Raw genomic sequence first — 13,589 nt, 5'->3', positions numbered from 1 at the left:
TTAGCAGGTCCTAATATTTATTAGTGATGATGTTGTTCCAGTAAATAACCTTTTGCCCCAACGCCATGCTTATGGACCAGTTCTGCACCATGATGCCCTGTATAGGCAACAAAGAATGCGGCCGCACTCATGAGTATAGCCATGGAAGCGTTAATCCAAACATTTCTTTTCAGGAAAAACAAATTAACCGACTGTACCAGTAGTGCGATCCCTGACAGCCATTGTGTATAAGACGCATACTTTTCATGCTCTTCCAGAACAGCTTGAACCGCCGGTGGCAACTGGGCTGTGTGGGCATGGAACCAGGTCGATGATGCGTAAGCACCGATAAAACCTAATAGTAAGAGTGCCCAGGCAACGATGGTTATTTCCTTTTTGTATACCAACAATCCAACCCATTGGAGAAGGGCTGCAAAGATCAATAGGACAATTGGGAAGTGTACGACCAAGGGGTGTAGTGTCGGAAACTCACTAAGGCCATGCTGATGATCACCATCCGCGCTCACAGCCACTTGCATAGCTGTACTATCATGCCCGCCATGCTGGTGCTGGCTAGCAGGCGCAACCGCCTGGACTGAGTCTATCTTAGCTTTACCGTGTTTTTTTCCGTTGTGGGCAAATAGTAACGAAGCTGTCAGCAGCGACATGCATGTCAGCAAAAAGAAAACTTTGCTCATTGTTTTCATTGGGATGATCTGTTAAAGTGAATGTATTTGACCTATTTTTTGACCAGCTTCATATGGCACTTTGAGCAGCTATCCCCTTCTTTCCCGGTGATCTCCGGGTGCATTGGGCAGGCGTATACAGTAGAAGCAACCGCTGGTTTTTTATGACTGGCATCCAGACCATTCTCAAAGCAATGTAAAACACAGGCCATTCCTTTATAACTGGAATGGACATTTCCGATTTTATTGCCGGATGCATCTAAAATATCGCAGGTTTCCCCTTTGTCCTTTACCGTTAAATAGATTTCGCCATTTGCATCGTAATAGGTCTTTCCGTTTTTACCAACCCGCCCCATTTTTTTGTTGGTTTTGGCATCGACCAGGTTTCCTTCCCCATCCACAAAGGCAATCTTATGGCCGTCATGATCCTGTACAATTTTGTCCTTTGTAACCAATCCGATGGTTGTTCCGCCTGCATCAGTGATCTTCCCATCTTTTGCAATGCTCATAGGTTGTTTATAGTTAGCCTGGGCAAATAGGATGACCGGGAAGGCAAAGATTGCTGCAAAGAGCAGAGCGGATATCTTGTTAAATGGTTTCATTGTTCTGTTTGGTTTTCTGTTAAAAATCACTTGTAATTATTGTTTCAGTACGATCCCATTCGGTTTTTTGCCGACCGGAATATCTTTGATTTTGGTATGGGTGGAAACATTGATAAGCGATACACTTTGCGCCATTTGGTTGGTGACATAAGCAGTATTGCCATCCGTTGTGAAGCCGATAGCATGTGCACCCGCCGCAGCATCAAAGACTCCTCCATGCATCCAGTCTTTCATAGTACTGTCCCATTTCCAGTAGTGCACTTTGGCGTTATCCGGGTCGGTGACCCATAATTCTTCTTTTTTAGCAAGATGTGCGGCACTGCCGGGCATAAAACCAAGTTCGATGGTCTGAACAACCTTGTCTGTCGCTACATCAATTACACTAATACTTTGGCCTTCTTCGTTGTCCACATACATTTTGCCATCGTAACCGATCCATGCGGCAACTGGGTTATCGCCCACAGGAATGGTGGTTATTACTGCTTTGCTTGAAGGATTAATGACCGAGACGTTATCATCGGCGCCGTTAGCGACGTAAACCTTAGAGCCATCTGCTGAAAATGTCACTTCTGCGGGCTCCATACCCACAGCGATTGTATTTTTCAAGGTGTAGGTAGCAGCATCATAGACAAGTACTTTACCTTCCATATCCATTTGAGATGTCCATATCTCTTTGCCATCAGGAGAATATACTGCGTTGTGATTCATGACAGGTACTTCCAGATCTTTTAAAACAGTACCCTTTACAGCATCCAAAACAAGCACCCTCCCAGTCATGCCTGCCATGCCTCCTGCGTGGCCAGCGCTCAAATCCATTCCAGGAACTGCAACGGTCAACCTATGCTCACCTAAACTTTGAAGATGATAGATGTGATGTGGCCACATGATCATTCCCGCAGAACCGGTCATCAGATCCAAAGTTTCGGAAACTTTTTGATCTGATAGCCGGATCACAGAAATCGTGGCATCTTCTCCATTGACCACATAAGCAGCGGGATAATCGATATTTTTTTCCATAGGCATATCATCCATAACATGTTTACGACAGGCAGAAAACGAAGTAATAGCAAGCAGCAGAATTGCGCCATAGGTAATGCGTAGCATAGATTTTGTGTGTTAATAAAATGAAAGAAAGATTGATCAGTGCTGACAGGAGCGCAACACAAAGAGCCCGGCAAATACATTTGCCTGGCACAGAAAGGACACAAAATTTTAAATCAGATAACTGCAGTGTAGAATATAAACCGGGACTGGTTTACTTCGGGGAGGAGCATTACTTTGATTGCCCGCCCCTAAAACATTCGGGTAAGATGCTGCGTAAAAATCATATATTAACACTTCGTTTAACACTGCCACAGAAAGCAGTGGGTTACTAAGTGTATTTTCTGTCAGTTTGTAGGAATCGTCGGTCTTTACTTTTTTAAACTCGTCTTTGCAGCACCCGTTTTTTGTGGACTTGTTTTTATCCATCCCACAATTTTCACAGTGCCTATGATCTACTTTTGTAACCTCCAAATTGACCACTTCCCCCATGCAGTAATGCAGGTGTAAGGTAACACCGGTTGCAGTACCCAGGTATAGAAAGGTCAAGAAAAGTACAGTAAGCTTTTTCATGATGGACTCAAAGTGCAAAGCTTGAAAATATTTATCTTACTTCATTATACAATTTTGGCTCAGACTTACATAATTTTTGGATTGATAAGCATTAATCAATAATGCCTGTCAATTCTTACTAAATTAGGTAAATTTAAGTAAATGTCAACCATGAACATATTTTTAGCGAAGCTTGGACTTTTGATTGCCCTTCCCGTCTTTTTGATTTTTCAAACAGATCCGCCCGGGCCTGGACCGGCGGATGCAGAATATAATTTAGGTATGGGTAGTCAGCCCGAAATCGCTATTGATCAAAATGGAACGGTCGGGATTGTATATGGAGTCAAAAATGGCGATCAGAGGGACCTGTATTTTGTATCTTCAAATGATGGGGGGAAATCATTTTCCAAACCTGACCGGTTAGGCAACTTTTCGAAAATGGGCCTCGGGATGGGCAGGGGACCGCAGATTTCAACAACAAAGGACTATACAGTGGTTACTGTCGGCGACCATCATGGTGATTTATTTGCAATGCGACTTTCCAATTCAGATAATCAATGGTCTGCCCCTGTGAAGGTCAATGATATGGATACTACCGCCAAAGAAGCTCTTTCTGGGCTAAGTGCTGGTAAAGGCAACGATGTATATACTGTTTGGCTGGATACGCGGCTGGGCAACAATAATCTATACGGGTCACTTTCCAAAGATGGCGGATTAACCTGGGAGAAAAATCAATTGATCTATCAGGGAGATCAGAAAGGTATTTGTGACTGCTGTAAGCCATCTGTGTCTTTTGATCAAAACGGCAGTATGCACGTTATGTTCCGGAATAAGCTCGATGGAGCCCGAAACATGTACCTGATCAGTTCCAAGGACAATGGCAAGCATTTTGGCAAAGCCCAAAAACTTGGAACAGGTGATTTTATGATTGATGGCTGCCCTATGGATGGCGGCGACTTGGCAGCTGATGAGAATGGGAGAGTTACCACGGTCTGGAGGCGCCAACTGGATGTCTATGTAGCCGAGCCCGAAAAGCCGGAAATAAAACTGGGAGTTGGCCGTACCCCTGTAATTTTGCAAACTGGCAAAGGAGCTGCAATTGCCTGGCAACAGGATGGGGCTATTCAATTTCGCAGTGCTAACGGGCAGAATACCGTTTCGATAGGTAAGGGTCAATATCCCAAGCTTGCCCTGATAGCTGATAAAAAAACCTCACTTTGTGTTTTTGAACGCGATGGGCAGATTTTGGTGAAATCCATTTTATTGTAAATTTTGATAGTAGAGAATACTTAGGCATACTTATTGAGCAGTATTCCATTATAATTTTAACCACCGAGAACAATGAAAAAATTACTTGCCTTAATGGTAGCAATTCTTTTTTCCGTTACTGTATATGCACAGGATAAAGAAAAGAAAATGGATAAAATGCATCATGCATCTATGAAAGATTGTGTTATGATGCACGATGGGAAGATGATGGTCATGAAAGGCGGTGAGATGACTACGATGACCGAAGATATGACGTTGAAAAACGGAACAATGATTATGAAAGATGGCACCGTAATGATGAAGGATGGTACCAATAAGCCGCTTAAAGAAGGAGAAATGGTCGATATGGATGGGAAAATGGGTAAGATGGACATGGACATGAAAAAACATAAACCTAAAAAATCGGGTACTAACTAAAAATCTGTCCCGCATAGGTCCCTTATATACTTATCAACAGTATGTAAGGGTTTTTTTTGCAATTTTGCCCATATCCCGCGGCTTTTGCTAATAAGCTTGCTGCCAATCGTATAACCTAATAATTAATAAACACACGTTTGGAAAAACCGTTCGATCTTTCCCCGGCCTTGAGATCTTCCTATTTGTTTCTGAAATATATAGGTCTTCAATAAATTTACTGTCTCATTAAGAATTTGAAATATTTACTATTTGTGGGAGAAGTATGTAACCTCACGTTCAAGTCACAAGAGAGGTAAAAGAGTCTTGTATTTAACAATTTGCTTAAATACTTAAATATGCCTATATTTACACATTAAATTATATGTATATGGGCGATCAACAAGGCTGTATTCGGGTTTACGAGGATCAGGACAAAATCCAGCAATACGTAGAAACCATAAATGAATTTCAGCCATTCTTTGGGCGGTTAGCCCAGGTGATGGACTTGGCGGGAAATGAGAACCGTTTGAAAATCATCTATCTGCTGCGAGAAGAAAACAATCTATGCGTCTGCGATTTATCTGACATTTTAGCCATGAGTATTCCAGCCGTTTCCCAGCACTTACGTAAGCTTAAAGATGCACAACTGATCCAAGCCAGAAAGGTTGGACAGACCGTGTTTTATTCGCTCCGGGAAGAATCCTCAGATATTTTGCATTTGATTTTAGCACATCTCACCACTTTACAAAAGTCGTCAGAGCTAGCGGTTAGCCTGGGTTAAAAATTGAACTATGAAAACGACAGGATTGATCGGACTTTTCACTGCATTTGCTTCTTCGCTCTGCTGCACAATTCCGCTGTTAGCTGTAATTCTAGGCACTTCTGGCTCAGCGAGTGGATTAGTGTGGCTTGAATCCGTTCGCCCATATAGCATTGCACTAACCATTGGCGCATTAGGCTGGGCTTGGTATGAACAATTTAAATCCAATAAAATGAAAGACTGCGCTTGCGATACAAACAAAACCTTCTTTTGGCAAACCAGGGGGTTCTTAGCCATAGTAACAGGAATAGCGTTACTATTGTTAACCTTCCCATCTTATTCAAAACTGCTATACCAAGAGAACGGCCAGCAAGTTTTACAACCTGCACAACAGGGGACGCAAAAGGTTGCCTATGTAACAATCAAAGGGATGACTTGCGAAAGCTGTGAACATCATGTTAAAAAGGAGGTTGCTAAATTGAAAGGCGTTTCACAGGTTGATGTCTCGTACTCTAAAGGGGCGGCCACCGTCAAATTTGATAGTAAGAAAACCTCAATTGCTGATATTAAAAAAGCGGTCGATGCGACTGGGTACAAAGTAACAGCCACAAAAACACTTTAAAAATGGTCGCAACACTTGAATCTGTTATTACATGCCCGAATTGTGGGCATCAGCAAACAGAAATTATGCCGACAGACGCATGCATGTATTTTTATGAGTGCAGCTCTTGTAAGCTCCTGTTGAAGCCTTTGACCGGCGATTGCTGTGTTTTCTGTTCATTTGGATCTGAGAAATGCCCGCCTATCCAAGAGCAAAGAAGCTGTTGCCATTAAGCCTATAATCAATGAACTATATTGATACAGATGATCCTCTTGCGGTTGCAGTTGCTAAGGCTATTCAAACAGAGGATATCTTGGCCCTTTCCCGATTACTGGCCGATAATCCTGGGTTGTCAAAAGTCAGGCTTGGTGATAATGACCCTTGTGGCATGTCCCGTACATTGCTACACGTTGCCACAGACTGGCCTGGTCACTTCCCTAATATCGCACAAACCATCAAAACGCTTGTTGATGCCGGAGCCGATGTGAATGCACAATTCACCGGTCCACATATTGAAACGCCCCTGCATTAGGCGGCTAGTAGTGATGACATCGAAGCGCTTGATACTTTAATTGATGCCGGCGCAAATATAGAAGCCGAAGGCGCGGTCATTGCCGGGGGAACCCCGCTTACTGATGCAAGAGCTTTTGGACAATGGAAAGCCGCACACCGGCTTGTTGAGCTCGGCGCACGAACTAATTTAACGGATGCTGCTACGCTTGGCCTGATGGATAGATTAGAGGGTTATTTCACTGAGAATTCAGGACCCGAAATGGGAGAGATTGACCGCGCTTTTTGGAGCTGTTGTCATGGTGGACAGAAAACAGCAGCTGCTTTCTTACTTGAACAGGGAGCCAATGTAAACTGGATACCCGACTGGGAAAATCTATCACCCCTGGATGCTGCACAGCGGGAAGGAGCAGACGAGCTGGTTGAGTGGTTACGTAGGCAGGGCGCAAAATCAGCGAGCGAGTTAGCATAGATTCCTGCCAGTCTTTCACAGATGACGCATGCAATTCTCGGCGAGCGGAGCAACATTCTTCAGTCCCTGTTCCAGGAAATTTATTAAATCGTAGTCTTGCGGCATCCCGTCCTATTTAGGGTAATGAAATACTTATCACCTTTTCACTTTTGAAAAGACATACAGTGTTTCAGTTGCGATCTGTTTGCAACGCTCGTCGTATTTGGCTGTCTCCTGCGCGCTGCCATCAAAGGCTTTGGGGTCATCATAAGGGACAGCAACCCTGGCAGCTGCTCCTTTTACCACAGGGCACGCTTTATCAGCCTGCGAGCAGGTCATGATAGCGCAGAAATTACTTTGCGGGTTGCTGGCATCATCATATTTTTTTGAAAATGCCTTCATAGGTTCAGTTCCGGCCCCGTAGCTGACATGATAAACCGGGTTTTTGCCCTCTGATGTTTTCGTTACATCAAAACCGGCCCGCTTGCAAGCAGCAACCGCCCGCTCATTGAACGCGCTGGCCTCAGTACCACCAGAATATGTTTTCACATTAGGGATACCGTAATATGCAGCAGCAGTTGCGCCCCAAATTTGGCCGAAATGACTGCGGCGCGAATTGTGGGTACAGATGTAGGTGAGCTGCACAGGCTGCGCGGCTTTAACCTGCTTTTGGATAAATGCGGCTATTTTGTCAAGCTCTTGTGTTCGTTCGTCCGGAATTTTTGAGAAGTCGTCTTTGATAGTTTCGATGTAGGAAGAGAGCTTTGGGTTTAGTGCTTTTTTGTTGTCAGAGTTGATAGATGGCATGATTGCGGCAGTGGTAAAAACAGTTATAAGTAACAGATTGATTAGGTGCATATTTATCAGGTAAGTTGTAGTTGATCGTAAAGATACGATAGAAATTAGAAGACAAAAAAATATTAATCGTAATATTGCAATTGGCTAAATGGTATCTATATTTGCAGCATGGGAGTAACTAAAACCGAAATATTCACCGAGCAGCAGAACCGTATCGCGGATCTGGCCAAGGCGTTTTCGCATCCAGCCAGGGTTGCGATCCTGCAACTGCTGATTTCCAGAAAAGCATGTGTCTGTGGTGATTTAGTAGATGAGCTCGAACTTGCCCAGGCAACTGTTTCCCAGCATTTGAAGGAGCTTAAAAGGATTGGGATCATCCATGGCGAAATCAATCCACCAAGGGTATGCTATTGCATTAACCCGGTCGTGTGGTCAGAAGCGCAGAAAACATTTGGCTTGCTGCTTGATACATTTGCCCTAAGTGAATCTTGCTGCAATTAGCAGGGCATTTTTTTGAAAATATCAATCGTAATAATACATTTAACCAATAGAAACCATGAGCCAATCAAATCCGTTAACCTGGGGTGAATTTAAAAATGCCCTTAAACAAAATCCAGATCTACACCTGCAATTCCAATATGAGGAAGGCAAGTTTGTAGACAGCTCTTACCACATTACCGAGATCAAACAAGCACCGATTGTTTCAGTTGATTGCGGTGGGGTAATGAACAGCTGGACAGAAGTGATCGTGCAGCTATGGGAACCCTCAGAGAAAGAAGTTGACCGTTCAATGAAAATTGACAAAGCGCTAAAAATTGTTGATCTGGTTGAAAAATCTCTTCCCCTGAACCCAAACGCAACAATTAAAATTGAGTTTGGTAATTCCAAGTTTGATACACGCCAGATGTACCCCGGAGAGTTTGCTTCCGATGGTGAAACATTCACTGTTAACCTGGTCCCGGACTTCACCCAATGCAAAGCACTTACCCGTAACCAAAGCTGCGGCACGTCGCCCGCCGAAGCATCGTGCTGCGCACCTTCGCCTGTTAAACAGGAACTTGAATTGGTTACCTCTGATGGAGACAGCTGCAAGCCTGGCTCTGGGTGCTGCTAATCAAAACAACCAGCTATGAAACTACAAATTGATAAAGCAGGGCCAGCAGACAGAGAACTAGTAACCAGCCTGCTGAAAGAAGCAGACCTTCTTACTGATGACTTGCCTACTGGTTTAGAACATTTCATTTTAGCCAGAAACGAAGGAGCACTTGTTGGTGTCGCCGGAATGGAGCTGTTTGAACAAGTCGGACTGTTACGCTCAATTGCAGTTAGCCCCGATCATCAGGGTAAGGGCATTGCCCGGAAATTGGTCGAGCAGCTTCTGGCAAATGCTGACAAGCAAGAAATTGAAGCGGTCTACTTGATCACAACCACAGCTGACCATTATTTTGACCGCTATGGCTTTGTGGTCGTAAACCGTGAGCAAGTGCCGGAAGCCATTCAGCAAACCAGGCAGTTTAGCGGTCTTTGCCCAACATCTGCTGTCGTTATGAAAAGAGATTTAACGCATACAACCGCATGAATAACCCACGTCTTTCTTTTTTAGACCGCTACCTGACTTTGTGGATCTTTTTGGCCATGCTGATCGGTGTGTCAATTGGCTATTTCTTACCCGGCACACCGGATTTTATCAACCAGTTTAATTCGGGGTCAGGCGTGAACGTTCCACTGGCCATTGGCCTTGTGCTGATGATGTACCCGCCACTGGCCAAGGTGCGTTATGCAGAGCTGCCAAAGGTGTTTAACAATACCAAGATCCTGGGGCTTTCGCTGCTTCAAAACTGGATCATTGGCCCGCTGCTGATGTTTGGCCTAGCCGTCATCTTCCTTCCTGATAAGCCAGAATACATGACTGGCTTGATCATGATCGGCATTGCCCGCTGCATTGCCATGGTGATTGTCTGGAATGAACTTGCTAATGGTGACCGCCTGTATGCGGCAGGGCTGGTTGCTTTCAACAGCATTTTTCAGGTCTTGTTTTACTCTGTCTATGCCTACGTTTTTGTAACGGTATTGCCACCACTTTTCGGACTGAAAGGATTTGAGGTAAACATTACGATTGGCCAGGTTGCCCAAAGCGTCTTTATCTATCTGGGCATCCCGTTCTTGGCAGGTATTATTTCCCGGATCGTATTAACAAAGCTATTTAGTAAGCAGTGGTATGAGACAAAATTCCTTCCAGCCATCAGCCCAATCACATTAATTGCCTTGCTCTTTACGATTGTGGTCATGTTTAGTTTGAAGGGCCAGCTGATTGTCAGTATCCCCTTTGATGTGCTGCGCATTGCGCTGCCACTGACGATCTATTTTGCAATCATGTTTTTCTCCGCTTTTTACTTGTCCAAACGTGCAGGCGCGGATTATGCCAAATCAACATCGCTGGCCTTCACAGCCGCAGGTAACAACTTCGAGCTTGGGATCGCGGTCGCTATCGCTGTATTCGGGATTGATTCGGGGGCTGCATTCGCTGCTGTAATCGGCCCACTAATCGAAGTGCCGGTATTGATCCTGATGGTCAATTTTGCACTCAAACAACAGCACAAGTTTTCCAATTAACTACATATTAAATGAGAATTGCCCTTTTTTCTGACATTCACGCCAACCTTCCGGCTTTGGATGCGTTTTTCAAAGATGTTGAAACCAGAGATACTGATGCTATTTATTGCCTGGGTGATTTGGTTGGTTATAACATATGGCCTAATGGAGTTATTGACGAAATCAGAAAGCGTGGTATTCCTACTATTGCCGGTAATTACGATTTTGGCATCGGAAGGAGCAGCGATGATTGCGGCTGTGCATATAAGACAGACGATGAAAAAGAAAACGGCAAAGTGTCGATCGCTTACACAAACGAAATTGTCAAAGACGAGCAGCGGGCTTATTTAAGAACCTTGCCGGCACACATCCGTCTGGAATTTCAACTTAATGAGAAACCGTTATCAGTTCTTCTGGTGCATGGCAGCCCGCGACGGATCAATGAATACTTGTTTGAGGACCGCGATGAAAAAAGCATGTTGCGGATTATGGAGCAGGCCGGTGCAGATGTCATGCTTTTCGGGCATACCCATAAACCCTATCATAGGATCCTGGGCTCAGTTCAGTCAAACGGCACAGACCATTTCCGCCATGCGATCAATATTGGTTCTGTCGGTAAGCCAAAAGATGGTGACCCAAGGGGCGGCTATGTGATCCTCCATATTAATGCAGATGCACTGGCATCAAGCAAGGAAAGCATTACGGTAGAGTTTATACGCTTTGAATATGATATTGAAAAGGCAGCCAAGGCCGTAGAAGGCAGCATCCTTCCCAATGCCTATGCAGAATCATTACGTCTGGGGAAATGAAAATAGCACTACTATCTGATATCCATGCCAACCTTCCCGCTTTTGAGGCGGTGCTAGCGGATCTGGAAATCAAGAAGCCAGACGCTGTTTACTGCCTTGGCGATCTTGTGGGCTATAATGTATGGCCTAACCAAGTAATTGGTTTGGTGCGCAAACACGGCATTGCAGCCATTGCAGGAAACCACGACCTGAAAGTTGCAAAAATACTGCCTTCCCAAGGCGATTGCAGCAAAGAAGAAAACAGCGAATATGCTTATAAACTGGTTGGAAACAAGGAAAGGGATTACCTGTTAACACTCCCCAGGCATTTGCGAATAGAGTTTCAGCTTAATGATCAGCAGCTGCACATGCTGCTTGTACATGGTAGCCCGCGCAGCATTAACGAGTATTTATTGAAGGAGCTACCTGAGCAGTACATGCTGGGGCTAGTCAAGGAATTTGAAGCGGACATCCTTTGCTTCGGACATTCGCACAAACCATATCACCGCGTCATCAATTCCGGTGAGAACGGCAGTGAGCATTTTCATCACCTGATTAACACTGGTTCTGTCGGTAAACCCAAGGACGGTGATGCGCGCGCTTGTTATGTATTAATTACCATTGATCACACAGCCAGTATAGCAGATCAAGATGCTGTTCAGGTTGAATTTGTAAGGGTTAAATACGATGTAGAAAAGGCAGCGCAGGCCGTAGAGCTGAGCCTACTTCCTAATGCTTTTGCAGATAATTTAAGAAAAGCATATTAACCTTTATCCAGATGAAAGGTTTGATGGTTTTGTTCCTTCTCTTTTTTACCACAGTGGCAACTTGCTATTCTTTAACAAGATGGGAAAAGCCATATGAAATAGGCAATCAATTATCCTGCCTTCTTGACTATCCTGCTGTTCTTGGTGAAAATGGCGGTATAGTTGTAATACAGTTTTCTGTTGGCGAAGATAGCGCTATAGGGAAAGTGAAAGTATTTACCCGCGATGATAAGCTTAATTACGATCTGATCCGGCAGCTGACTGGAAAGAGGATATTTTTGCCTGATCATCATCCAGCCGCAAGCTACATAGTCAGATTAAGGTTTGTAAGAGCTAAATAAACCGAATTAAGGGAGGGATGAGAAAGAATATTGCCGAAATGAAATTGCCCATGTATGCGTCTTTCAGCTTGAGCTTCGCTTTGATGGGTGATGCATTTCTATATTCTTTTCTGCCAATAAATGCTTCCAGTATCCACGTTCCAATCATTTGGATTGGCACCATCCTGTCAATTAACCGCTTCACACGAATCTTGCTTAACCCGCTTATTTTGCATGTTTTCAGTCTTAGAGGTTTTCGTATACCTGTTGTTGTTGCGGCGATTGTATCCGTATTAGCCACAGCTGGCTATGGTGCAGGTTTTGGCATTGCAACTTTGCTGCTTCTTAGGATCTTGTGGGGCATATCCTATTCTGTCCTTCGCGTTGGGGCAATTACTTATGCCATGGATTATCCTAAGAAAGGCTTGGCATTGGGGGTTAGCCAAAGTATAATTGAGTCAGGGCCGCTGCTGGCGTTATTGATCGGCCCGATGCTTTTTGAAGTAATGAATCCTAGCTGGATCTTTTTGGTGATTGCACTGCTTTCGATTCCAGGAATATACTTTGCCTTAAAGCTGAAAGAAAGAGACCGGTCGCTAGCTCGCCCATTTAACTTCAAAATATCATTTCCAACAGTCTTTAACCGGCTAGCGTTTTTAGGTGCTTTTGCAGTGGAAGGAATGCTCGTGGTTTTGATTGGGACCCTGTTGATGAGCGCGCAGCCTGATTGGTCACCGGTTGAAATCACCGCCGCAGCTGCCGGGTTTCTTTTCTTCCGGAGGATATGTTCCCTTTTAATTTCGCCTTTTGCGGGTTGGTCCGCTGACCGGTATGGGCTTGCGGATATTTACTCAGCTTCTATTTTGCTAATTTGCCTGGGTTTGCTGCTGGCAACAAGTGGCTGGGTAATGCCTGGATTGATCCTTGTATTTACCTTTTATAATGTTAATGCATCACTAGCAGCTGGAGCGGCATCCGCTGGGAAAGACGATGTGACACACGCAGTATCAATTAATGCCACTTTCCGGGATGCGGGGTCGGCATTTGGCGCATTAGCGGGCGGCTTTTTATTGACCAATAATCATTTGAGCCTGATCTTCACGGCTCTCACTTTGGTTCTAATATTTCTTACCTGGGTATACTACCGAAAGGCAACGGCACTCCGTGTTTAACGCAACGTTATAGATATTGTCGATACCGAATACCTGCCAAATTAATCGGTGGTATAAACGAACTTTGGTAAAAATGCAACATTATTCACTTCTGAGATACCATAAGCTCTTTTGGTACATATAATGGTTTGCCGTACACGTTAAATCGTATTTTATAAATATTGACCCGTCCTAAAAAGCGTTGACCATTCAACCGACGTTTTGGTTGAAAAAGACAACTGGACAGGGTTATGCAATGAGTTGACCTGCCCGAAACTTGAAAGTGGGGTAAAGAGCATCTGGCACCTTTGATAATAAACCTGACT

At 44.3% G+C, this 13,589-nt stretch carries 20 protein-coding genes; 15 read left to right on the top strand and 5 right to left on the bottom strand.

The genetic code is table 11. The features are described 5' to 3' along the window. Positions 1–20 precede the first annotated feature (20 nt). The 4 genes from AC1XUD_RS19755 to AC1XUD_RS19740 form a co-directional block, all read right to left on the bottom strand. The gene (locus AC1XUD_RS19755; RefSeq protein ID WP_483362752.1) at positions 21–686 is read right to left on the bottom strand and encodes a DUF2231 domain-containing protein; all 666 of its coding nucleotides are present in this window, start codon (positions 684–686) and stop codon (positions 21–23) included. A gap of 32 nt (positions 687–718) precedes the next feature. Beyond that, positions 719–1,267 carry a heavy metal-binding domain-containing protein gene (locus AC1XUD_RS19750; protein ID WP_483362751.1) on the bottom strand — a complete coding sequence of 183 codons (549 nt, stop codon included), beginning with the start codon at positions 1,265–1,267 and terminating at the stop codon, positions 719–721. Between the two features lie 36 nt (positions 1,268–1,303). Further along, on the bottom strand, positions 1,304–2,371 hold the full coding sequence (locus AC1XUD_RS19745; protein ID WP_483362750.1) for a YncE family protein: 1,068 nt from the start codon (positions 2,369–2,371) through the stop codon (positions 1,304–1,306). A gap of 108 nt (positions 2,372–2,479) precedes the next feature. Further along, positions 2,480–2,881: an HYC_CC_PP family protein gene (locus AC1XUD_RS19740; RefSeq protein ID WP_483362749.1), complete on the bottom strand. Its 402-nt coding sequence runs from the start codon at positions 2,879–2,881 to the stop codon at positions 2,480–2,482. 150 nt (positions 2,882–3,031) lie between these two features. Here AC1XUD_RS19740 and AC1XUD_RS19735 point away from each other — a divergent pair, with 150 nt between their 5' ends. From AC1XUD_RS19735 to AC1XUD_RS19705, 7 genes are all read left to right on the top strand, one after another. Continuing rightward, entirely contained in the window at positions 3,032–4,129 is a 1,098-nt protein-coding gene (locus AC1XUD_RS19735; protein ID WP_483362748.1) for a sialidase family protein, read from the top strand. Positions 4,130–4,201: 72 nt separating this feature from the next. Next, the gene (locus tag AC1XUD_RS19730; RefSeq protein WP_309993531.1) at positions 4,202–4,546 is read left to right on the top strand and encodes a DUF6799 domain-containing protein; all 345 of its coding nucleotides are present in this window, start codon (positions 4,202–4,204) and stop codon (positions 4,544–4,546) included. A gap of 367 nt (positions 4,547–4,913) precedes the next feature. After that, complete coding sequence (locus AC1XUD_RS19725; RefSeq protein WP_309993529.1) at positions 4,914–5,306, top strand: ArsR/SmtB family transcription factor; 393 nt, start codon at positions 4,914–4,916, stop codon at positions 5,304–5,306. A gap of 10 nt (positions 5,307–5,316) precedes the next feature. Continuing rightward, the gene (gene merTP, locus AC1XUD_RS19720) at positions 5,317–5,907 is read left to right on the top strand and encodes a mercuric transport protein MerTP (protein WP_483362747.1); all 591 of its coding nucleotides are present in this window, start codon (positions 5,317–5,319) and stop codon (positions 5,905–5,907) included. Between the two features lie 2 nt (positions 5,908–5,909). Next, positions 5,910–6,119 carry a GDCCVxC domain-containing (seleno)protein gene (locus AC1XUD_RS19715; protein ID WP_309993523.1) on the top strand — a complete coding sequence of 70 codons (210 nt, stop codon included), beginning with the start codon at positions 5,910–5,912 and terminating at the stop codon, positions 6,117–6,119. A gap of 11 nt (positions 6,120–6,130) precedes the next feature. After that, positions 6,131–6,418, top strand: a complete 288-nt coding sequence (locus AC1XUD_RS19710) for a hypothetical protein (protein WP_309993520.1) — start codon at positions 6,131–6,133, stop codon at positions 6,416–6,418. A 195-nt stretch (positions 6,419–6,613) separates the two neighbouring features. Beyond that, the gene (locus AC1XUD_RS19705; RefSeq protein WP_483362746.1) at positions 6,614–6,868 is read left to right on the top strand and encodes a hypothetical protein; all 255 of its coding nucleotides are present in this window, start codon (positions 6,614–6,616) and stop codon (positions 6,866–6,868) included. Between the two features lie 135 nt (positions 6,869–7,003). Here the strand turns inward: AC1XUD_RS19705 and AC1XUD_RS19700 are convergent, their stop codons facing one another. Further along, positions 7,004–7,654 (bottom strand): low molecular weight phosphatase family protein, encoded by a 651-nt coding sequence (locus AC1XUD_RS19700; RefSeq protein WP_483362745.1) that lies wholly within the window; start codon positions 7,652–7,654, stop codon positions 7,004–7,006. Positions 7,655–7,813: 159 nt separating this feature from the next. On the opposite strand from AC1XUD_RS19700, the gene AC1XUD_RS19695 reads away from it, so the two are divergent. The 8 genes from AC1XUD_RS19695 to AC1XUD_RS19660 are packed head-to-tail and all read left to right on the top strand — an operon-like array spanning position 7,814 to position 13,284. Continuing rightward, positions 7,814–8,146, top strand: a complete 333-nt coding sequence (locus AC1XUD_RS19695) for an ArsR/SmtB family transcription factor (protein WP_309993516.1) — start codon at positions 7,814–7,816, stop codon at positions 8,144–8,146. Between the two features lie 55 nt (positions 8,147–8,201). After that, complete coding sequence (locus AC1XUD_RS19690; RefSeq protein WP_309993513.1) at positions 8,202–8,759, top strand: DUF6428 family protein; 558 nt, start codon at positions 8,202–8,204, stop codon at positions 8,757–8,759. Between the two features lie 15 nt (positions 8,760–8,774). After that, positions 8,775–9,224 carry an arsenic resistance N-acetyltransferase ArsN2 gene (gene arsN2, locus AC1XUD_RS19685; RefSeq protein WP_309993510.1) on the top strand — a complete coding sequence of 150 codons (450 nt, stop codon included), beginning with the start codon at positions 8,775–8,777 and terminating at the stop codon, positions 9,222–9,224. After that, positions 9,221–10,258: an ACR3 family arsenite efflux transporter gene (gene arsB, locus AC1XUD_RS19680; protein WP_309993508.1), complete on the top strand. Its 1,038-nt coding sequence runs from the start codon at positions 9,221–9,223 to the stop codon at positions 10,256–10,258. Before arsN2 ends, arsB begins: the two co-directional genes overlap by 4 nt. A gap of 11 nt (positions 10,259–10,269) precedes the next feature. Next, positions 10,270–11,046 carry a metallophosphoesterase family protein gene (locus AC1XUD_RS19675; RefSeq protein ID WP_309993505.1) on the top strand — a complete coding sequence of 259 codons (777 nt, stop codon included), beginning with the start codon at positions 10,270–10,272 and terminating at the stop codon, positions 11,044–11,046. Further along, positions 11,043–11,792, top strand: a complete 750-nt coding sequence (locus AC1XUD_RS19670) for a metallophosphoesterase family protein (RefSeq protein ID WP_309993502.1) — start codon at positions 11,043–11,045, stop codon at positions 11,790–11,792. The genes AC1XUD_RS19675 and AC1XUD_RS19670 overlap by 4 nt, the downstream gene beginning before the upstream one ends. A gap of 11 nt (positions 11,793–11,803) precedes the next feature. Beyond that, a complete protein-coding gene (locus AC1XUD_RS19665) occupies positions 11,804–12,133 on the top strand; it encodes a hypothetical protein (protein ID WP_309993499.1) in 330 nt (109 codons plus the stop codon). 17 nt (positions 12,134–12,150) lie between these two features. Further along, the gene (locus tag AC1XUD_RS19660) at positions 12,151–13,284 is read left to right on the top strand and encodes an MFS transporter (protein ID WP_309993496.1); all 1,134 of its coding nucleotides are present in this window, start codon (positions 12,151–12,153) and stop codon (positions 13,282–13,284) included. The last annotated feature ends 305 nt before the right edge of the window (positions 13,285–13,589 follow it).

It is taken from the genome of Dyadobacter sp. HNCC25DJ184 (assembly GCF_056895215.1).
Note: the sequence above shows the minus strand (reverse complement) of the source record. Positions and strands in the feature narration are given on the sequence as shown.